19 protein-coding genes are annotated in these 20,438 nt (G+C 65.2%); 3 read left to right on the top strand and 16 right to left on the bottom strand.

Translation table 11 applies throughout. From position 1 onward, the window contains the following. Nucleotides 1-23: 23 nt before the first annotated feature. Nucleotides 24-716, bottom strand: a complete 693-nt coding sequence (locus tag HOLFODRAFT_RS0216810; RefSeq protein ID WP_005033522.1) for a tetratricopeptide repeat protein — start codon at nt 714-716, stop codon at nt 24-26. Between the two features lie 180 nt (nt 717-896). Here HOLFODRAFT_RS0216810 and HOLFODRAFT_RS0216805 point away from each other — a divergent pair, with 180 nt between their 5' ends. Continuing rightward, nucleotides 897-2,252 carry an aminotransferase class I/II-fold pyridoxal phosphate-dependent enzyme gene (locus tag HOLFODRAFT_RS0216805; RefSeq protein ID WP_005033524.1) on the top strand — a complete coding sequence of 452 codons (1,356 nt, stop codon included), beginning with the start codon at nt 897-899 and terminating at the stop codon, nt 2,250-2,252. A 25-nt stretch (nt 2,253-2,277) separates the two neighbouring features. Next, complete coding sequence (locus HOLFODRAFT_RS0216800; protein WP_005033526.1) at nt 2,278-3,030, top strand: hypothetical protein; 753 nt, start codon at nt 2,278-2,280, stop codon at nt 3,028-3,030. 6 nt (nt 3,031-3,036) lie between these two features. Here the strand turns inward: HOLFODRAFT_RS0216800 and aroF are convergent, their stop codons facing one another. The 14 genes from aroF to ppdK all read right to left on the bottom strand — a co-directional run bounded on the left by aroF (nt 3,037) and on the right by ppdK (nt 18,386). Then, a complete protein-coding gene (aroF, locus tag HOLFODRAFT_RS0216795; protein ID WP_005033528.1) occupies nt 3,037-4,053 on the bottom strand; it encodes a 3-deoxy-7-phosphoheptulonate synthase in 1,017 nt (338 codons plus the stop codon). Between the two features lie 119 nt (nt 4,054-4,172). After that, on the bottom strand, nt 4,173-4,958 hold the full coding sequence (gene trpA, locus HOLFODRAFT_RS0216790; RefSeq protein ID WP_005033531.1) for a tryptophan synthase subunit alpha: 786 nt from the start codon (nt 4,956-4,958) through the stop codon (nt 4,173-4,175). A gap of 2 nt (nt 4,959-4,960) precedes the next feature. Next, complete coding sequence (trpB, locus tag HOLFODRAFT_RS0216785) at nt 4,961-6,151, bottom strand: tryptophan synthase subunit beta (protein WP_005033533.1); 1,191 nt, start codon at nt 6,149-6,151, stop codon at nt 4,961-4,963. 345 nt (nt 6,152-6,496) lie between these two features. Then, nucleotides 6,497-7,141 carry a phosphoribosylanthranilate isomerase gene (locus tag HOLFODRAFT_RS21980; protein WP_005033536.1) on the bottom strand — a complete coding sequence of 215 codons (645 nt, stop codon included), beginning with the start codon at nt 7,139-7,141 and terminating at the stop codon, nt 6,497-6,499. Then, the gene (locus HOLFODRAFT_RS0216775; RefSeq protein WP_005033538.1) at nt 7,128-7,922 is read right to left on the bottom strand and encodes an indole-3-glycerol phosphate synthase TrpC; all 795 of its coding nucleotides are present in this window, start codon (nt 7,920-7,922) and stop codon (nt 7,128-7,130) included. Before HOLFODRAFT_RS0216775 ends, HOLFODRAFT_RS21980 begins: the two co-directional genes overlap by 14 nt. Before the next feature lie 2 nt (nt 7,923-7,924). After that, nucleotides 7,925-8,935, bottom strand: a complete 1,011-nt coding sequence (trpD, locus tag HOLFODRAFT_RS0216770; RefSeq protein WP_005033540.1) for an anthranilate phosphoribosyltransferase — start codon at nt 8,933-8,935, stop codon at nt 7,925-7,927. After that, a complete protein-coding gene (locus HOLFODRAFT_RS0216765; protein ID WP_005033542.1) occupies nt 8,932-9,519 on the bottom strand; it encodes an anthranilate synthase component II in 588 nt (195 codons plus the stop codon). Before HOLFODRAFT_RS0216765 ends, trpD begins: the two co-directional genes overlap by 4 nt. Nucleotides 9,520-9,675: 156 nt before the next feature. After that, nucleotides 9,676-11,097 (bottom strand): anthranilate synthase component I family protein, encoded by a 1,422-nt coding sequence (locus HOLFODRAFT_RS21975; RefSeq protein WP_005033545.1) that lies wholly within the window; start codon nt 11,095-11,097, stop codon nt 9,676-9,678. A gap of 272 nt (nt 11,098-11,369) precedes the next feature. Then, complete coding sequence (locus HOLFODRAFT_RS0216755; protein WP_244432683.1) at nt 11,370-11,726, bottom strand: BrnA antitoxin family protein; 357 nt, start codon at nt 11,724-11,726, stop codon at nt 11,370-11,372. Continuing rightward, a complete protein-coding gene (locus HOLFODRAFT_RS25855) occupies nt 11,620-11,853 on the bottom strand; it encodes a BrnT family toxin (protein WP_425280016.1) in 234 nt (77 codons plus the stop codon). The genes HOLFODRAFT_RS0216755 and HOLFODRAFT_RS25855 overlap by 107 nt, the downstream gene beginning before the upstream one ends. A gap of 137 nt (nt 11,854-11,990) precedes the next feature. Then, complete coding sequence (locus HOLFODRAFT_RS0216745; RefSeq protein ID WP_005033550.1) at nt 11,991-12,557, bottom strand: DUF4136 domain-containing protein; 567 nt, start codon at nt 12,555-12,557, stop codon at nt 11,991-11,993. Beyond that, complete coding sequence (locus HOLFODRAFT_RS0216740) at nt 12,554-14,611, bottom strand: molybdopterin-containing oxidoreductase family protein (RefSeq protein ID WP_005033553.1); 2,058 nt, start codon at nt 14,609-14,611, stop codon at nt 12,554-12,556. Before HOLFODRAFT_RS0216740 ends, HOLFODRAFT_RS0216745 begins: the two co-directional genes overlap by 4 nt. An 8-nt stretch (nt 14,612-14,619) precedes the next feature. After that, a complete protein-coding gene (locus tag HOLFODRAFT_RS0216735; RefSeq protein ID WP_005033555.1) occupies nt 14,620-15,579 on the bottom strand; it encodes a hypothetical protein in 960 nt (319 codons plus the stop codon). 80 nt (nt 15,580-15,659) lie between these two features. Continuing rightward, nucleotides 15,660-18,386 carry a pyruvate, phosphate dikinase gene (ppdK, locus tag HOLFODRAFT_RS0216730; protein ID WP_005033557.1) on the bottom strand — a complete coding sequence of 909 codons (2,727 nt, stop codon included), beginning with the start codon at nt 18,384-18,386 and terminating at the stop codon, nt 15,660-15,662. Nucleotides 18,387-18,578: 192 nt separating this feature from the next. Between ppdK and HOLFODRAFT_RS0216725 the strand changes: the two genes are divergently transcribed. Then, nucleotides 18,579-19,568, top strand: a complete 990-nt coding sequence (locus HOLFODRAFT_RS0216725) for a pseudouridine synthase (protein ID WP_005033559.1) — start codon at nt 18,579-18,581, stop codon at nt 19,566-19,568. 103 nt (nt 19,569-19,671) lie between these two features. On the opposite strand, the gene nuoB is transcribed toward HOLFODRAFT_RS0216725, so the two are convergent. Continuing rightward, nucleotides 19,672-20,436 carry an NADH-quinone oxidoreductase subunit NuoB gene (gene nuoB / locus HOLFODRAFT_RS0216720; protein WP_005033561.1) on the bottom strand — a complete coding sequence of 255 codons (765 nt, stop codon included), beginning with the start codon at nt 20,434-20,436 and terminating at the stop codon, nt 19,672-19,674. Nucleotides 20,437-20,438 lie beyond the last annotated feature (2 nt).

The following is a 20,438-nucleotide window of genomic DNA, read 5'->3' as shown; positions in this document are numbered from 1 at the left end:
CCGTGTGCCCCGTCTCGGACGGCTCACACTGAAGGCCCCCCGGCTCTGTTGCTCGATGTTCTGGTCATTAACCAAGAGAGGGCGGCCCGGTCGCTGAACCAAGCCTCCCCGATCAGGTCCAGCACATGGAGGGCCTCCTCCTCGCTGCCGGGGGCTCCTGACTCCTGGCAATGGCGATGCCTGGGGATGCGGCATCGCGAGGTGAGGAAGTCTTCCACATGGGCATTGGCCCGCCGGGCCTCTTCGAGCGCCTGTTCCAGGCCGCTCTGCTCTCCGGATTTCTGGAGCTCCAGCAGACGGATCCAGGCCGTGAGAGCGCTAGGCTCTTCGTGGAAGCGTTCCAGGAGTTCCTCCAACTCTTTGAGCCTGCGAAGGTCCAGCAGGCAGCGAGCCAGATGGTGTCGGATCTCCAAAGCGTCCTCGGGGGACGATCGGAGCGCTCTCTCGTAGACCGGAACCGCGTCCTTGCCCTTGCCGCACTGTTCCAGGGTCCGGGCGAGGGCCAGGAGGGCTCGGAGAAGGGGAGGCCCGCAGGCGCCACCTGACTCCAGCTGTTCCACCAGGGTTTTCAACTGGAGCGCCATTGCTCTTGGGGGGAGGCCTTCCAGCAGGATTTTCAACCGCAGGGCATCGGGGCTTCGCGGATCCTGCTCCAGGGCCTGTCGGACCCGTTCGAGGGCCTCGCGTTTGTCGTGGAATTGCTCCAGAATCAACATTTGTAGCTTCCCAAAGGATGCCTGGTCAAGATGTCTGGGGTCTTTCCCATGGAGCGCCCCCGCTCGGTTCATCTTGCCGTTCCAGTCTACTCTTGCATTGATCCCCTGACCCCCTTCCCTCAGAATTGAATATTCGCGGCGGAGTGCTCCGCCGCTTTTTAGAGCCTGGAAGGACCCCTCATGACCATGCAGCTCAAGGATCTTGGCAAAGCCGTTTTGGAGACTCAGTACGCCGTGCGGGGTCCCATCGTGGCTAAGGCCCAGGATATGGAGCGGGAGGGGCGGGAGATCATCTACTGCAACATCGGCAATCCCCAGGCCCTGGAGCAGAAGCCCCTGACCTATCTGCGCCAGACCCTGGCCCTCTGCCAGTATCCGGAGCTGATCCAGCAGGCGGCCCATCTCTTCCCTGCGGATGTGCTGGAGAACTCCCAGCGCCTCCTGGTGGGCATCGAGCATGGCATGGGCGCCTACTCCGACAGCAAGGGCGTCCACTTCATCCGGGAGGCCGTGGCGGAGTTCATCCACGAGCGGGATGGCATCCCGGCCCATCCCGAATCCATCTTCCTGTCGGACGGAGCTTCCCGGGCGGTCCAGACCGTTCTGCGCATGCTCATCAGTGGGCCCCATGACGGAATCATGACCCCCGTGCCCCAGTATCCCCTCTACAGTGCCACCATCACCCTCTATGACGGCAAGCAGATCAACTACTACCTGGACGAAGCCCATAACTGGAAGCTGAGCAAGGCCATGCTCGAGGAGAGCATCTACGAGGCCCGCCGCTTCGGGGTGAAACCCAAGGCCATCTGCGTCATCAACCCCGGCAATCCCACGGGTTCCGTGCTGGACTATGACAACATCGCCATGATCATCGACTTCGCCCGGGAGCACAAGCTCACGATCGTGGCGGACGAGGTCTACCAGGACAACATCTACCTGCCGACGGACAAGTTCGTCTCCTTTGCCAAGGTCATGGTGGAGCGTGGGGTCACGGACGTGAGCCTCTTCAGCTTCCACTCCTGCTCCAAGGGTTATTTCGGCGAGTGCGGTCAGCGGGGCGGCTACATGGAGATACGCAACCTCCCCAAGGATGTGATCGCCCAGATCACCAAGCTGCAGAGTGTCGGTCTCTGCTCCAACCTCACGGGGCAGGTGGCGGTCTATTGCGTGGTGCGCCCCCCCAAGCCCGGACAGCCCTCCTACGACCTCTATGTGGCGGAGCGGGATCACATCCTCAACGGCCTCAAGACCCGTGCGCGGGTGCTGGCGGAGGGACTCAATGCCATCCCCGGGATCGAGTGCAATGTGGTGGCGGGCTCCATGTATGCCTTCCCCAAGATCGATCTGCCGGAAGGCCGCACCGACGAGGAATACGCCCTGGCCCTGCTGGAGGCCACCGGGATCTGCGTGGTGCCCGGGACCGGCTTCGGCCAGATCCCCGGCACCGCCCACTTCCGCACCACCATCCTCCCCCCCACCGAGAAGATCAAGATGGTGGTGGACCGGTTGGCGGGTTTTCATGTGAACTACCGGTAGGGGTTCCGCTGCTGAGGAGTGGTGGATGACCCTTTTGCTGAAGATGTACGGGGAGCGGAACACCAACACGAATTATCTGAGCAGGTTGATTCAAGCCAACCTTCACGTTGAAGAGATCCCGGGAGTCGTTCCGCCTGCTGTGATGAAGCTCCAAAGCATGCTTCCCGGGAATGAGCTTGTCAGGGACATCTACTTTGGCCTGGCCTATGGTCGCAACCTGGGTTGGAAGCATGGCCGTGTGAAATCAGCAGATGATCTCGGGGGGTATTCCCTTGTCCGTAGGAATAACATTGCTTTTTTGAGTATTACAAAGAATCCATACTCATGGCTGCTGTCCCTGCATCGTAGGCCTTATCATCAGTATTATTCGATAAAGCCTGATTTTGAGACGTTTCTTCAGCGTCCATGGAAGACTCTCTTCAGAGACAATGCGGGGAGTGTCCTGAAGAGCCCGGTGGAATTGTGGAATGTGAAGAACCGATCCTACTTGCAGCTGGCTGAGCTGAACGGGTTGAATCTGACGACAGAGGGGATCTTTGAAGACCCTGAATCGGTGATTGAAACGATTCAGGCTAGGTTTTCCGTTGCTCGAAAATCAGGGGAGTTTGTTCAGATTGGACAATCCACCAAGGGGGATGACAAGGACTTCGAATACTATCGGTCTTATTACCTGGACGAGAAGTGGCGGGATGAGCTCTCCGGAAACGCAACCGCAATCATTAACGGAATGCTTGATCGGGACTTGATGTCCGCGTTTGGTTATCGAGTTCTGCCCTGACAGCTCCTACCTGTTCATACCCCGCCCAATCACCTGGGCGATGCCCTCCAGCTCCCTGACGAGCTGGTCCAGCTGCTCGGGGTAGAGGGCCTGGGGGCCGTCGGAGAGGGCCTCCTCGGGGCAGGTGTGGAACTCGACGATGACGCCGTCGGCCCCGGCGGCCACCCCGGCCCGGGCCAGGGGGATCACCTTGTCCCTTACGCCGATGGCGTGGCTGGGGTCCACCACGATGGGGAGGTGGGTCATCTCCCGCAGCACGGGGATGCAGCTGACGTCGAAGGTGTTGCGGGTGGCAGGCTCGAAGGTGCGGATGCCCCGCTCGCAGAGGATCACCTGATCGTTGCCCCCGGCCATGATGTACTCGGCGGACATCAGCCACTCCTGGAGGGTGGCGCTGAGCCCGCGCTTGAGGAGCACGGGCCTGCGGACCTTGCCCAGGGCGGAAAGGAGGGTGAAGTTCTGCATGTTCCGGGCGCCCACCTGGAGGAGGTCGATGGTCTCCAGCATGGCCGGGAGCTGGCTGGCGTCCATGACCTCGCTCACGGTGGCCAGGTCGTACTTCTCACCGGCCTCCTTGAGGTATTCCAGGCCCTTCTCACCCAGGCCCTGGAAGGCGTAGGGGCTGGTGCGGGGCTTGTAGGCCCCACCCCGCAGGACTGGAATGCCCGCCTCTTTCACCAGACGGGCCATCTCCAGGATGTGCTCCCGGCTCTCCACGGAGCAGGGACCGGCCATCATCACGACCTGCCGTCCCCCCACCTGAGCCTTGCCCACGTTGACGAGGGTGGGGGCCGGGTGGAAGACCCGGCTGGCCAGGCGATAAGGCTCCGCCACCGGGACGATCTTGCGGACCCCCGGCAGCTTGGCCAGTTCTGCCTTGGCCTTGGCGCTCACGGTGCCCACGATGCCAATGGCGGTGCCGCCTTCACCCGCCATATGAGGCGAGAGCCCCAGCCGCGCCAGCCCGCTGCGCAGGGCCTCAAGGGTTTCAGGGGTGGCTTGGGGATCGAGGATCAAAAGCATGGGGACCTCAAGAAAAGATGGTTCACGCGGAGACGCGGAGGCGCGGAGTTGAAAGCAAGTGCGGGTGAAAGGGCCTTGGATTGGTTCTCCTCCGCGCACTCCGCGGCTCCGCGTGAGACTTAGGGCTTTTTGTCCATCGCCACCCGGAAGGGTATCAGGAAGTCCTTGGCGGCCTGGACGGGGTCGGCGGCGCCGTCCAGGGCCTTGGCCAGGGCGCTGCCGATGATGAGGCCATCGCAGGCGGGGGCCAGGTCGGGGACCTGCTCTGGGCGGGAGATGCCGAAGCCCGCCAGGACCGGCAGGCCGGTCTTGGCCTTGGTGCGGGCTAGGAAGGCCGGGACGCTGTCCGAGAGGTTCTCCCGGGCGCCGGTGACGCCCAGCACCGCCACGGCGTAGAGGAAGGGGCCGCCGATGCTCCCCAACTCCTTCAGGCGCGCTTCCGGGGTGTTGGGAGCCGCGAAGGGCACCAGGGGGGGCATGCCTGGGGCCGCGAGGTGGTCCCAGAGCTCAGGCAGGAGGTCGGGCACCAGGAGGGCCGCGATGCCCGCTGCTTCGGCCTTGCGGGCCAGGGGCTCGGCCCCCATGGCCAGGAAGGGGTTGGTGTAGCCCATGAGGGCCACGGGCACCTCTGGGCGCTGGGCGTGGAAGGTGGCGGCGGCCTCCAGGGCCTTCTCCAGGGTGGACCCGGCCCTCAGGGCCACCAGGGAGGCCGCCTGAAGGACCGGACCATCGGCCAGGGGGTCCGAAAAGGGGATGCCCAGCTCGATGAAGTCCGCGCCCCCATCCGCCAGGGCGTGGAGCAGGGACACGGTGTGGTCCGGCGTGGGGTACCCGGCGCAGAGGTAGGGGACCAGGAGCTTGCGGCCAGAGGCTACGCGTTGGGCGATGAATTCGGTGAAGTTCATGGCTACTTCCCTTCCTTGTGCAACAGGTATTCCTCCATGTCCTTGTCTCCGCGCCCCGAAAGGCAGAGGAGCACGGGACCCTTCAGCTTGCCGGCGTTGCGCAGGACCCAGGCCAGGGCGTGGGAGCTTTCGAAGGCCGGGATGATGCCCTCCAGGCAGCTCAGGGTTTCGAAGGCGTTGATGGCCTCCGCGTCCGTGGCGCTCTCGTAGCGGGCCCGGCCCGTGGTGTGGAAGTGAGCATGCTCGGGGCCGATGCCCGGGTAGTCCAGGCCCGCCGAGATCGAATGGGCCTCGGTCACCTGGCCTTCGGCATCCTGGAGGAGGTAGCTCATGGCCCCGTGGAGCACACCGGGGAAGCCCTTGGTGAGGGTGGCGGCGTGGCGTTCGGTATCAACCCCTTCGCCCGCGGCCTCGATGCCGATGAGCTCGATCTCGGGGTGGGCGGAGAGGGGATGGAAGAGCCCCATGGCGTTGGAACCGCCGCCCACGCAGGCCACGCCGTAGGTGGGCAGGCCGCCGGTGCGCTCCTGCATCTGGGCCAGGGCCTCCCGGCCGATGCAGGACTGGAAGTCCCGGACCATGGAGGGATAGGGATGGGGCCCCACCACACTGCCGATGAGGTAGAAGGTGGTCTCGACGTTGGCCACCCAGTCCCGGATCGCCTCGTTGGTGGCGTCCTTGAGGGTGCGGCTGCCGGAGAGGGCGGGCTTGACCGTGGCTCCCATGAGTTCCATGCGGCGCACGTTGAGCTTCTGGCGGCGGATGTCCTCCTCGCCCATGTGGACCATGCATTCCAGGCCGAAGCGGGCCGCCACGGCGGCGGTGGCCACCCCGTGCTGCCCGGCGCCGGTCTCCGCGATGATCCGCTTCTTGCCCATGCGCCTGGCCAGGATGATCTGCCCCAGGGCGTTGTTGACCTTGTGGGCCCCCAGGTGGTTCAGGTCCTCCCGCTTGAGGTAGACCGGGACACCCACATGCTCCGAGAGGCGCTCGGCGTGGTAGAGGGGGGTGGGATGGCAGGAATAGGTCGCCAGGGCCTCCGCGAACTCCGCCTGGAAGCTGGGGTCATCCTTGGCCACGGCGTAGGCCACGCTCAGTTCATCCAGGGCGGGCTTCAGGGTCTCAGGGACGAAGCGCCCCCCAAAGGCCCCGAAGAAGCCCCGGTCATCAGGTTGGGTTAGGGGTCTGGTCATGGTTGTCGCCTCAAACAGATAAAGAACAAAAGATCAAAAAGAGTTAACGCAGAGGGCGCAGAGGAGGAAAAGAAAGGGCGCGGAGAAAAACAAAAGAAAGAAAAGCTGGAAGAAGAGAGTGGGTTGGACCCAGCATCAGGCGCCCCGGCCCAGTTCCGGGAGGGTGCGACCCCGAAGGCGCGCTTGCGCGCCGAAGGGAGTGCATCCTCCCGGAACGCGTCCGGCGAAGCCGGTCGCCCCCGCGCAGCGGGGTGGCCGGAGTGCCGTATGTGGGCATGTTGTTGTCCCAAAAATCTCTGTGCCCTCTCTTTTTGCTTTTCTCTGCGCCCTCTGTGTTGACTCTTTTCATTTCCGGAACCCCCGGACAGAATTTTCGGATTCGAGTCCCGTGAGGGTCTGGAAGAGGGCCCTCAGCTTGGCAGGATCCTTGACCCCCGGCGATGCTTCCACGCCACTGGCGAGATCCAGGGCGGCGGGGTGGACGCTGTCCCAGGCTTCCCTGGCGTTGAGGGGGTTCAATCCCCCGGCCAGGATCAGGGGATGGCGCTGCGCCAGCTCCCGGGCCAGGGCCCAGTCGGAGCGCAGGCCCGTGCCGCCGGGCAGGGTGGGGTGGGAGGCGTCCAGGAGGAAGGCCGCCACCTCGTAGGCCCTCAGCAGGCCTTCGTCCCGGGCTTCCTCCTCCCAGATGACCTTGATGACGGGCACCTGGATGCGGGCCGCAAGCTCGGGGCCTTCGTGGCCATGGAGCTGGGCCAGGCTGAGCCCGGCCTCCTGCACTGCCTCGTTCACCCGCTCCGCCTCCCAGTCCACGAAGACGCCGACGGTAATGGCCTCTGGGGGCAGGGCTGCACGGATGGCGGCCACCTGGGCCGCCGTCACGGCCCGGGGGCTCCTGGGGTGGAAGATGAAGCCCAGGGCCGAGGCCCCCAGCTCCCAGGCCAGGAGGGCGTCCTCGCTGCGGGTGAGCCCGCAGACCTTAACGGGCGGCACGAAGCTCCTTCAGGAGCTGGGCCAGCTCCAGGCCGGGCTGGGGCTGGGACATGAAGCGGGTGCCCATGAGCACCGCCTGGTAGCCCAGGCCGACCATGCGCTCCAGGTCTTCGGGGGTGTTCAGGCCGCTCTCGGAAACGCGGACCCGGGCGGGGGGCATGTGGTCGGCGAGGCGTCGGCTCAGGTCCATGTCCATCACCAGGGTGTCCAGATCCCGGTGGTTCACGCCCACCAGGTCCAGTTCCAGCCCTTCGGCCTTCTCCAGGTCATCCTCGCCGTGGAGTTCCAGGAGGGTCTGGAGTCCCAGTTCCCGGGCCGTGCCCAGCATGGTCTCCAGCTCCGCACGGGAGAGGGAGCGGGCGATGAGCAGGGCGGCATCGGCGCCGCTGGCCCGGGCCTCCAGGAGGTCGTAGGGGTCGCAGAAGAAGCCCTTGGCCAACAGGGGCAGCTCGCAGGCACCGCGGGCCCGGTCCAGGAAGGCCCAGTCACCGTCGAAATGGCGGCCGTCCACCAGCACGGAAAGGCAGGAGGCCCCGGCCTGCTGGTAGCTCTGGGCCACCACCTCCACATCCTTGGCGGGACGCAGGCTGCCCTTGGAGGGGGAGCGGAACTTGACCTCGGCGATGATCCCTGGGGCTGGAACGGCGAGCAGGGCCCCGGCGAAGTCCCGGCAGGGACCGCGCTGGGCGATGCGCTCCCGGAGTGTGGCCTCGGGCTGCTCAAGGCGGCGCTGGGCGCTCTCCTGGCGGCGGAAGGCGTTGTGATCGGTGAGAAAGCCCATGCCTACTCCTTCCCGAAGGCCCGGAGGGCCTGTAGCTTGGCGTAGGCGGCGCCGGAGTCGATGGAGGCTTCGGCCATGCGGAATCCCTCGGCCAGGGTGTCGGCCTTGCCCGCGACCACGATGGCGCAGGCGGCGTTGGCGCAGACGGCTTGGCGCACGCCGTCCTTCTGGCCCTTCAGGAGGGCTTCGATGCGCGCGGCGTTCGAGGTGGCGTCCTCGCCCGCCAGTTCGCTGGGCTCCAGGGTGCGGGAGCCGAAATCGGCGGGTGCGAAGGTGCGCTCGGTGATCTTGCCGTTCGAGACCTCCAGCACCATCGCCGGGGCGGTGAGGCTCACCTCGTCGTAGGGGCCCGGGGTATGGACGATGAAGGCGCGTTCCGTGCCCAGGGCCGCCAGGACATCGGCGATGAGGCGCATGGCTTCAATGCTGAAGGCGCCGATGATCTGGCGCTTCACCTGGGCGGGGTTGCACACGGGGCCCAGGAGGTTGAAGGCGGTGCGGAAGCCCAGGGCCCGGCGCACGGGGCCGATCTTGGCGAAGAGCGGGTGGTGCGCGGGAGCATAGATGAAGCCGATCCCGAGCTCACGGATGCAGCGGGCCACAGCCTCGGGCGCCAGCTTCAGGGGCAGACCCAGGGCCTGGAGCACGTCGGCGCTGCCGGTCTTGCTCGAAACGCCGTGGTTGCCGTGCTTGGCCACGGGCACGCCCGCGCCCGCCACCACGAAGGCGGCGGCGGTGCTGAGGTTCACCGTGGACTGGCAGTCGCCGCCGGTTCCACAGAGGTCCACCGCCGGAAGTCCTGCCAACTCCACGGGAATGTATTGCTCGCGTAACACTTCGGTGAACCCGATGAGTACCTCGGCGGATTCGCCGCGCATGCGCAGGGCCGTGAGGGCGGCGGCGAGCTGTTCGGGCAGGGCCTCGCCTTCGGCAAAGGCGCGGAGCAGTGTGGAGGCGTGCTCGCGGGTGACGGGATCTCCGGCGATGGTGCGGTGGAGGAGATGGTGGCTCATGCGTTGACCTCGCGGCGGCGGTAGATACGGAGGAAGTTGCGCAGCATCTGGGTGCCCTGGGGCGTGAGCACCGATTCCGGGTGGAACTGGACTCCCTGGATGGGGAATTCCCTGTGGGCAATGGCCTGGAGGACTCCATCGCCGCTGTGGGCCAGGGCCGTGAAGCAGGCGGGAAGGGTATCCGCGTCCACCATCAGGGAGTGGTAGCGGCCCGCCTCCATGGGGTTGGGCAGACCGGCGAAGATGCCTTCGCCGTTGTGGTAGACCGGGCTGGCCTTGCCGTGGACGAGGCTGGGGGCGGGTACCACCTGGCCCCCGAAGGCCTGGGCGATGGCCTGCTGTCCGAGGCAGACCCCGAAGGTGGGGATATGGGGACCGCACTCCTTGACGATATCGAGCAGGTTGCCTGCCTGGGAGGGGTTGCCGGGACCCGGCGAAAGGATCAGGTAGTCCGGATTCAGGGCCAGGATCTCCGCCGGGCTCATGGCGTCGTTGCGTACCACCCTGATCTCGGGATGCAGGCCCCCCAGGAGCTGGACCAGGTTGTAGGTGAAGGAATCGTAGTTGTCGATGACCAGGATCATGGGGACCTCAGCGGGAGAGCAGGGGAGACGAGGCGGGTTGCATGCGTGAGGAGAGTTGAAGAGCGACTTCCACCGCGAGCAACGCTTTTCTTCGTGCCCCCTTGGTGCCCTTCGTGACTTGGTGGTGGAATTTTGCTTTTTGCATGCTGAGGACCATCAGTGCACCAGCGAGGTGGCGGTGGAGGCGATCTTCTGGCGGCACTCGTCGAACTCGCGGTCGGGGATCGAGTCCGCCACGATGCCCGCCCCGGCCTGCAGCTGCACCATGCCATCCTTGACGATGGCGGTGCGGATGGCGATGCAGGTGTCCAGGTTGCCCCGGTAGTCGAAGTAGCCCACGGCACCGGAGTAGACGCCGCGGCCCGGACCCTCCAGGTCGTGGATGATCTCCATGGCCCGGATCTTGGGGGCGCCGCTCACGGTCCCGGCGGGGAAGCCCGCGAAGAGGGCGTCCACGGGATGGGCATCGGGGCGGAGGTGCCCCACCACGCTGCTGACGATGTGGAAGACGTGGCTGTAGGCCTCGACGGTGCGGAAGGCCGCGACCTTGACGCTGCCGAATTCGCAGACCCGGCCCACATCGTTGCGCCCCAGGTCCACCAGCATCACGTGCTCGGCGGCCTCCTTGGGATCCTCCAGCAGCTCGGAGCGCAGGGCCTCGTCGGCTTCGGGAGTGGCGCCCCGGGGCCGGGTCCCGGCGATGGGGCGCACTTCCATCTGGCGATCCTCCACCCGCACCAGCATCTCGGGGCTGCCCCCCAGGATCGTGGCCTCTTCCTGGTCCAGGAAGAAGTGGTAGGGCGATGGGTTGCTCATGCGCATCCGGCGGTAGATGTCCAGGGGATCACCCTCATAGGGGGTGAGGAACTGGGTGGAGAGCACCACCTGGAAGATGTCGCCCAGGCGGATGTGTTCCTTGGCCTTGGTGACGGCGGTGGCATAGGCCTCGCGGCCCGGCAGATTGGGCAGCTCGGGCTTGACGTCCCCGCAGTCCAGGGGGGAGGCCCCGGCGCTGGCGATGAGGGCGGCCAGGCGCTCCAGGCGGCTCTGGGCCTCGGCGCGGGCTTCCGGCTCGCTGGCGTGGTCTTCCAGGACGGCATTGGCCAGGAGGGTGACCCGGCTGCGGACGTGATCGTAGATGATGATGTCGTCGAAGCGCTCCAGGACGGCATCCGGCAGGCCGAAGGGATCGGGCTTCACCGGCAGGCGCTCCACAGAGGCGGCGCAGGCGTAGCCCAGGTAGCCCACATAGCCCCCGGCGAAGCGGGGCAGCTCGGGCACTTCCTGGGGGCGGAAGGCGGCCAGGCGGGCCTTGAGGGCCTCGGGAAGGGAGCCGGGCAGGCATTCATCCCCTGTGGAGGTGCGGCGGAAGAGCTTGCCCTCCCGGGAGAAGAGGCGCTCCCGGGGTTCGAAGCCCAGGATGCTGTAGCGGGCCAAGTGGCTTCCGCCCTCGACGCTCTCCAGGAGGAATCCCTTGATGCCCTGCTTGCGGGCGGCCACCAGGATCCCCACTGGGGTCAGGGTGTCGGCGGAGAGGGTGCGGGTCAGGGGCAGCACGTTGGGTGCGGGCTGGGACATGAGAGCTCCATGAAAAAAGGAAAGGGTGCATGCGAAAAGGCCCGCCGGTGGGAATCCGACGGGCCTTGATATGGGGTGTCTTGATTTGTGTTTAGAGCTTCCTGAGTCCAAGCACACCCTGCCCGTTGGAGTTGGGCCACCAACGCCAAGCAGAAAGGGTCATGAGAACGGAACGGGACAAGGAAACTCCTGATGGATCCAAAATGACAGAGGGGGAACTGCTGGTCAAGGCTTCAGAAGGATATGGGCTGTCCTTCTCCTCCCAACTATCCTTACGCAGGCTTGTGCGCCTTCAGCCAGTCCTTCAAAGCCTCATCAATTCGTGTCTGCCACCCGTTGCCCGTGGCACGGAAACTTTCCAGGACCGACTTGGAAAGGCGGATGTTGATCTGCTCTTTGGTGGGGGCTTTCTGGGGGCCGCGAACCCCCAGCTTTTTCAAAAGGGAGGGGGGGGCCAACTCCTGGATCGGGTGAAATGCCTTCAAATCCTCCAGGGTCAGCTCGCGAACCTCACCTTCCTTGTCAATCAATGGTTTGCGCCTGGTCATATCTCCTCCTTTCCCTTTCATTGGCCTTGCGAAAGCTGATAACTCTGATGCCATTCTCGGTTTCCAGAAAGACCAGGACATGCAGCCTTGCATCCAGAAAACCAAGGGCAAGCCACCGGGTCTCTCCGTAATCGCTCCGATCGTCCTGGAACAATAAAGCTCGATCCCAATCCAGCTCGGGCGCCCTGTCAAAGGACAACCCCCTCATCTCGATATTTCGAGCATTTTTGGCAGGATCGTATTCCACGTCCACGGTCTAATTGTATCCCCATAAAAAGTTGCGGCAAGTTTGTAGTTGCATGTTTTAATCCTGGCATGCTTGCCGGGCTTGGGGGGGGCAACGGTCTACTTCTTCTCCCCGTGGGGTGGGAATTTTTCCAGCATCCGTTCGACGGCATCGGCCACCACCTCATCCGCGTCCTCGGGGGTCCGGAGGTCCGTCAGGGCGCCATCTGCCACGGCCTGCCAGATCATCTCGTTGGTCTTGTAGTCCACGATCTCCAGGATGATGGAGCCTTCTTTGATGTTACGGACCTCGCTCACGGCCGAACTCATCCCGTAGTGGAAGGGGCGCCAGAAAAGGCCGCCCCCCATGTTGGTGGTGGTGACCACCTGGCGATTGCGGTAGACGGGGTAGTAGGTGACCAGGAAATCCGGCTCGGCCTTCTTCTCCAGCTGGAAGCCCTTGGCTGTGAGCTGCTTCTCAACTGCGTGCCGGACTCGGCGGTCCATGATGGCGCTGGCACCACCATCGGTCTTGCCCTTGGCATACTTGCTGGCGGCGTACCAGTCGAAGGTCTTGTAGGCCGTGTAGTTGGCACTGGTATCGTAGTCAGCCCGCACGGAGTAGGTGGCGCAGCCGGTGAAGAGGGCCAGCCCCAGGGCGATGGGCAGGATGGGACTCAGCTTCATGATGTCCTCCGGGAGGTCTCCATGGTGAATGGATGGACTCCGGAGGGAAAGGGTTTAACCACTTCCACGCGGCAATCGTAGAAGGTGGGCCCTCCTCCGAGGTCCGTGAGGGCCATGCTCGTGAGCTCATTGGCGTTCTTGTGGTCGGAACTGCGCTTCCTCCACCAGATGGAGGGGGTCACGACCACGCCGGGCTGGACTCGCTCCGTCAGCACCGCCTTCAAGGCGATCTCCCCCTGGGCATTGAAGACCCGGACCTCGTCGCCTTCCTGGATGCCCCGCAGACCCGCATCCATGGGATGGATCTCCAGGGTGGGGACGCCCGCCTTCGGCTGGCAGCCCGCCAGATTGGCGAAGGTGGTGTTGAGGAAGTCCCGGGAGGGAATGGAGAGCAGGGTCAGGGGGTAGCGCAGGTCGTGGATTTCGCCTGTCCACGAGGGCAGGGGATCCAGGCCCTGGGCCTCCAGGCCCCCGGCGAAAAGCTGGCAGCGGCCCGAGGGGGTCGGGAAATGGCCTTCGGCGAAGGGAGCCTCCGGCAGGGGAAGAGCGGCCCAGCCTGTCGTCTTGAGGGTCTCCCAGTCCGTGCCCGTCCGCTCCCAGTGGAAGGCCTGTCGGGCGATCTCCTCGTCGCTCTCCCGGAAACAGGGCTCCTCGAAGCCCAGGCGCCGGGCCAGACGGCGGAAGATCTCGGCGTTGGGCAGGGCTTCCCCGGGGGCCTCCACGGCGGGCAGATTGACCGCCAGACAGGTGTGCCCATAGGACTTGTGGATGTCCAGATGCTCCATCTGCATGGTGGCCGGGAGCAGGAGGTCGGCGTAGTCGGCGGTGTCCGTCTGGAAATGCTCCAGGACCACGGTGAAGAGGTCCTCCCGGGCCAGGCCCTGGGCCACCTTCCGGGAGTCCGGGGCCACGGCGGCGGGGTTTGAGTTATAAACAAATAGTAATTTTATCGGGTCGTCCTGGTCCACCAGGGCCTCCCCCAGGAGGCTCATGTTGATGGCCCTGGGATTGCCCTTCAGCAGGTCAGGACGGGTCAAGGCCGCGCTGTTCGCCGGGAAGAAGCCCGAGGAGGACAGCAGGAGGCCACCGGCCCGGTGGCGCCAGGCCCCCACCAGGCTCGGCAGGCAGCAGATGGCCCGGGTGGCCTGACCTCCGTTCCGGGTGCGCTGCATTCCGTAGTTGAGGCGGATAGCGGCGGGCTTGGTGTGGCCGTATTCCAGGGCCAGGTTCTCGATCTGGGAGACATCCAGCCCGCAGATGCGCGCGGCCTCCTCGGGGGGATAGGCGGCGGCGCGCGCCTTCAGGGCCTCGAAGCCCTCGGTGTAACGGGCGATGTAGTCCTGGTCCAGGAGCTGCTCCCGGATCAGGACATGGATCATGGCCAGGGCCAGGGCGGCGTCCGTGCCGGGGCGGATGGGCAGGTGCAGGTCCGCCTTTTCGGCGGTCTGCGTGCGGACCGGATCGATGACCACCACCCGGGCGCCCCGCTTCTGGGCCTCCTGGACCTTCATCCAGAGGTGGATGCCCGACACGATGGGGTTGGTGCCCCAGAGGAGGATGAGGCGCGCCTCCGCGAGGTGCTGAGCGTGCATTCCCATGCCCGCGCCGTAGGTGTGGAGCAGGCCCTGGAAGCCAGCCTCCGCGCAGATGGTCTTCTGGAGGCGGGAGGCCCCCAGCTTGTGGAAGAGGCGGGCGGACATACTGTCCCCCTGCACCAGGCCCATGGTGCCGCCGTAGTGGTATGGCAGGATGGCTTGGGGATTTCGGGTCGCCACGGTATTCAGGCGTTCCGCCGCGAGGTCCAGGGCCTCATCCCAGCTGATCCGTCGGAAGCGGCCTTCCCCTTTGGGGCCGATGCGTTTCATGGGGTGGAGCAGGCGATCCGGGTGGTAGAGGCGCTCCGCATAGCGCCCCACCTTGGCGCAAGGTAACCCGCAGGTCAGGGGATGCTCGACGTTGCCTGTCACCTTCACCACCCGACCCCCCTCGACATGCACTCGCAGGGCGCAGGTGTCCGGGCAGTCATGGGGGCAGGCGGCGTGGATGATCGACATGGGATTGCCTATCTGAGGGGTTGGACCCGTCTTTCGTGCCAGAGCATGAAACGGCCTTCGTGGGCCCAGGGGAGGGCTGTGCCGTTGGCCTCGACCTCGTAGGTGTGGAAATGGCCGGTGATGAAAGATGCTTCCGGCTGTTCCTGGGCGGCTGAGCGGAAGGCCTCCCGGGGGAACTGCAGGCGATATTCCTGGTTCACGGTCCGCATGGCCTTCTCCAGCTTCATCAACCTTCCCTTGACCCAGGCAGCCGGGAGCAGTCTCCCCCCGAGCCAGAAGAATCCGCTGCGGGAGACGAGGTTCCAGACCCGGTAGCGCCAATCCCGGCCATTGATCAGATCCCCGTGTTCCCATGCGAGGCCCTCCTTGGGCAGGGCGCCGCCGATGCCCTCCCCCATCAGATCGAAATGGGAGGCCAGGCTGTCCAGGGCATACTCTCGGTTGCCCATCCAGAAGCCCACCCAGCGGCCCAGGTGGCGGCGCTCCCGGACCCACCAGAGGAAGGAACGCTGGGCTTCGGTCTCCATACCTGGCAGGCCCACCCAGAGGTCGAAGATATCCCCCAGGAAGAGCCAGTCCGCGTCGGGGTGGGCCAGGGTGGCTTCCCGCAGGCCCGTCAGCTCTTCGCCCCAGTGGGCATCGGCCACCAGGATGAGGGGGCGCTCCGGGTCGGGCCTCTGCTCGGTTCCCCTCTGCCAGGCAAAGCCCCGGAGCCCGCGGCTGCGGAGGAAGGGGAGGCAGCTCAAACTGAGGGCGGAGAGGCTGCCCAGGGCCCCGGCGACAAATGCGGCGACAGGGCGCGGTGCCCTGAGCCCCCAGCCCAGGCTGGCCAGGAGGAAGAGGGACCACAGGAGGAGGTGGCGCCGGTAGAGGGGCAGGGTGTTCCGTCCGCGGCGCGACAGGAGCTCCAAGCCGAGGGCAAGGGCGAAGGTGAGCAGGGCCAAGGGGAGGGGGTGTTCGAAAACCATGCCTTTATCTCACCATGAAAAGCGAAGCACCCGGAAGGAACCAGTCCCACCGGGTGCTTCGCTTGCGGAAAGCTCAGGGTCTACTTGTCCTCGAGGGTGGCCTGCGCGGCCGCCAGGATGGCGACGGGCACGCGGTAGGGGCTGCAGCTCACGTAGCTGAGGCCTACCTTGTGGAAGAACTTGACGGAGCGGGGGTCGCCGCCGTGCTCGCCGCAGACGCCCAGCTTGAGCTCGGGCTTGGTGGCGCGGCCCTTTTCTGCAGCGATGCGCACCAGTTCGCCGATGCCCTGCTGGTCAAGGCTCTGGAAGGGATCGTCCTCCAGGATCTTCTTGGAGACGTATTCGGGCAGGAAGGAGCCGGAGTCGTCACGGGAAAATCCGAAGCCCATCTGGGTCAGATCGTTGGTGCCGAAGGAGAAGTAGTCGGCTTCAAGGGCGATCTGGTCGGCGGTGAGGGCGGCGCGGGGAATCTCGATCATGGTGCCGATGGGGCAGGAGAAATCGGTACCGTTCTCCTTGTTGATCAGCGCCAACTCGTCCAGCATCTCGCCCTTCGTGTAGGTCAGTTCCTTCACGTGGCCGATGAGGGGAACCATCACTTCGGGGAGAGCCACGATGCCCTTCTTGGCGACATTGATGGCGGCCTCGCAGATCGCGCGCATCTGCATGCGGATGATCTCGGGGTAGGTGATGCCGAGGCGGCAGCCGCGATGCCCCATCATGGGGTTGAACTCGTGGAGCTTCTCGACGCGGTGCTTCACTTCCTCCAGGCTCACGCCCAGGACCTTGGCCATCTCCTCCTGGCCCTTCTCGTCATGGGGAACGAACTCATGGAGGGGGGGGTCGATGAGACGGATGTTGACGGGCAGGCCGTTCATGGCTTCGAAGATGCCCTCGAAGTCGGAGCGCTGCATGGGCAGGATCTTGGCGAGGGCGGTCTTCCGGCCTGCTGCATCCTTGCTCAGGATCATCTCGCGGAAGGCCAGGATGCGGTCGCCTTCGAAGAACATGTGCTCGGTGCGGCAGAGGCCGATGCCCTCGGCCCCGAAGGCCCGGGCAACGTCCGCATCGTGGGGGGAATCGGCGTTGGTGCGGACCTTCATGGAGCGCACCTTGTTGGCCCAGCTCATGATGGTCGCGAAGCGCTGGTAGGTCTCGCTCTCCTCGGCCTTCATGATCTTGTTGACCAGGACCTGATTGACCTCGGCGGGGTGGGCGGAGAGCTGACCGGCGAAGACCTCACCGGTGGAGCCATCAATGGAGATGAAGTCTTCCCCGGCCTTGAGGCAGACCTCACCCACGGTGACGGTGGCCTTGGCCAAATCGATTTCCAGGGTGGAGGCACCGCAGACGCAGGGCTTGCCCATGCCGCGGGCCACCACGGCGGCGTGGGAGGTCATGCCGCCACGGGCCGTCAGGATGCCCTCGGCGGCCACCATGCCCGCCAGATCCTCAGGGGAAGTCTCGAGGCGCACCAGCACCACCGGGCCGGACTGGGCCATCTCCTGGGCCTCTTCGGCGGAGAGGGCGATGCGGCCGGTGGCAGCGCCGGGGCCAGCGTTGAGGCCCTTGGTCATGAGCTTGCCAGCCTTCTCGAAGGCCTTCTTCTCCTTGGGGTCGAAGATGGGGGCCAGGAGTTGCACCAGATCGTCGGCGTTGATGCGCTGCAGGGCGGTGGCCTCGTCGATCATGCCCTCCTTGACCATGTCCAGGGCCACACGGATGCCGGCCATGGCCGTGCGCTTGCCGTTGCGGGTCTGGAGCATGTAGAGCTTGCGCTGCTCGATGGTGAACTCGATGTCCTGCATGTCCTTGAAGTGCTGTTCGAGGCGGGTTGCGGTCTCCAGCAGCTCCTTGAAGGTCTCGGGCATGGCGTCTTCCAGGCTCTGGAGGCCCGTGCCGTTGGCCTGGAAGTTGGTGATGGGCTGGGGGGTGCGGATGCCTGCCACCACGTCCTCGCCCTGGGCGTTGATCAAATACTCGCCGTAGAAGTAGGGCTCGCCGGTGCCGGGGTCGCGGGTGAAGGCCACGCCGGTGCCGCAGTCATCGCCCATGTTGCCGAAGACCATGGACTGCACGTTGACGGCGGTGCCCCAGTCGTCGGGGATGCGGTTCATGCGGCGGTAGATGATGGCGCGCTCGGTCTCCCAGCTGTTGAAGACTGCGGCGATGCCGCCGAAGAGCTGTTCCATGGGGTCCTGGGGGAAGTCGTGTCCCAGCTTCTCCCTGACGATGGCCTTGAACTCGCCGCAGAGCACCTTCCATTCATCGGCGGTGATCTCGGTGTCACTCTGTTTGCCGGTCTTGGCCTTCAGGGCCTCGATCCGGTGCTCGAAGTTGTCTTTATGGACATCCAGCACCACGTCGGAATACATCATGATGAAGCGGCGGTAACTGTCCCAGGCGAAGCGGGGGTTGTTGCTGGCCTTGGCCAAGCCCTCAACGGTCTGGTCATTGAGGCCCAGGTTCAACACCGTGTCCATCATGCCGGGCATGGACACCCGCGCACCGGAGCGCACGGAAACCAGCAGTGGGTTGGCGGCGTCGCCCAGCTTCTTGCCCCGGACGCCCTCCAGCCATATGAGAGCCTCCTTCACCTGCGCCACGACCTCGGAGGAAAGCTTTTTCCCCTCCTGGTAGTAGAGGGTGCATACGTCGGTGATCACCGTGAAGCCCGGGGGAACAGGAATATTCAGCCCGGCCATCTCGGCAAGGTTGCAACCCTTGCCTCCTAGGGTGTTGCGCATCGAGGCACTGCCCTCGTTGCGGTTGCCGCCAAAGGAGTAGACATACTTGGTCATGGTCATGTGAAGTCCTCGCAACATGCTTTATAGCACAAGCGTCACGCGGCCGGAACTACGCCAGCCGCAGCTTATCTACGCATAAGAGGTTCTGTTGGCTGGGGATTGTAGCCCGACTTTTACACAAATGGAACACCTTGAATGGGGTCTGTGAGAGAATAAATTTTTCGCGTCGGGAGACGCCACAAGGAGCAGGCCATGGCCCAGGAACGTACCTCGAAATCCAGTCCGAAGCGTCGCGTCGGAGCCACCTCATCCAGGCCTGCTCCCGCCCCCAGGGGCGAGGGATCCACCGCTCCCCGGCCGGTTCGCGCCCCCCGGACGGAAGGCGCTGCCTCCAGGCCAGAGCGTTTTCCCCGGCGTGAGGGAGCTGCTGCCCCCAGGCCGGATCGGGTCACCCGGAGCAAGGGGGCTTCTCCCAAGACCGTGCGGACCTCCAGCCCCCTGCCTGCGAAAAAGCGGCCGATGTCCAAAGCCTCGGACGGCGACCGCCTCCAGAAGATCCTGGCCCACGCCGGGGTGGCCAGCCGCCGCGCCTGCGAGGAACTGATCCTGGAGGGCCACGTCCAGGTGAACGGCGTCACCATCACCGAACTGGGGGCCAAGGCCGATCCCTACCGGGACGAGATCACCGTGGACTTCAAGCCCATCCAGAAGGAACAGCCGGTCTACATCCTCGTGAACAAGCCCAAGGGCTATGTGACCACCGTCAAAGATGATCAGGGGCGGCCCACGGTGATGGCCCTGCTCAGCGGCATTTCGGCCAGGATCTACCCCGTGGGGCGTCTGGATTTCAATTCGGAAGGCCTGCTGCTCATGACCAATGACGGTGAGTTGGCCCAGCGCCTGACCTCGCCGGACTACCACATCCCCAAGGTCTACCTCGTGAAGATCCATCGGAATCCCCGTCCCGAGACCCTGGACGAGCTGCGGGGAGGCTTCCGGCTGGATGGCCGCCGCCTCAAGCCCTGCGGCATCGAGCTGCACGAGAAGGCGGAAAACCCCTGGATGAAGGTGACCCTCATCGAAGGCAAGAATCAGCAGATCCGCAAGATGTTCGCCGCCGTGGGGCACCCCGTCTCCAAGCTGCGCCGGGTGCAGTTCGGCCCCCTGGACGACCCCTATCTCAAGCCCGGCGCATGGCGCTTCCTCACGGCTCAGGAGTTGGCGGCGCTGAAGAGCCTGTAGGCGCTTCAACGGACAAGGCAGATCTCACGCGGAGACACGAAGACGCGGAGGAAAAGCAATCTCGCTTTTCCTCCGCGTCTTCGCGCCTCCGCGTGAGCATTCTCTAATCCCTCACTTTGTCCTGCAGCCTCAGCAGTCCGTCCAGGATCGTCAGGGGGTGCGGTGGGCAGCCGGGGACGAAGAGATCCACGGGCACGACGCTGGAGGTCCCTCCGAGCTGCTCTTCCTGGTGGCGATAGGGGCCTCCGCTGATGGCGCAAGCGCCTATCGCGATGACGAGCTTGGGATCGGGGATCGCATCGTAGGTCTTCCGGACGGCCAGCTCCATGTTGGCCGTGACGGGGCCGCACAGGAGCATGCCATCGGCGTGGCGGGGGGATGCGACGAACTGGATCCCGAAGCGGCCCAGGTCCCAGGCCAGGGTGCCCAGCACGTTCGTATCGACCTCGCAGCCGTTGCAGCCCCCGGCGCTGACGACCCGCAGCTTGAGGGAGTCCCGGAAGATGCTCAACGGCTCGCCCTCCAGCGCCTCCGCATGGCGAAGCTCTTCGTCGCCCTTCAGGAGGAGATCCTCCCGTGTCCGCGTGGCCAGGCGGTGATCCGGACTGAAATGAAGGGCCCCCTTGGGGCAGATTCCGGTGCAGTCGAGGCAGAAGAGGCAGCGTCCGAGGTCGAAGCGGGGACCCTCTGGCCCTGCTTCGATGGCCTGGGTGGGGCAGGCCTCGGCGCAGCCGCGGCAATCCGGCGGGCAGGCACCCTTCCCGACACGGGGCAGTCCCCGGAGCCGCGGGGGCAGGGGCGGCAGCTCCTTGGGGTAGGGAAGGGTGCGGTGTCCTTGACGCCAACGGGACAGCATTATCTGGATCATGG

This window comes from Holophaga foetida DSM 6591 (genome assembly GCF_000242615.2).
In the GTDB taxonomy this organism is placed as follows: Bacteria; Acidobacteriota; Holophagae; order Holophagales; family Holophagaceae; genus Holophaga; species Holophaga foetida.
The sequence above is the reverse complement of the archived record's forward strand: the minus strand, read 5'-3'. Positions and strand labels throughout refer to the sequence as shown.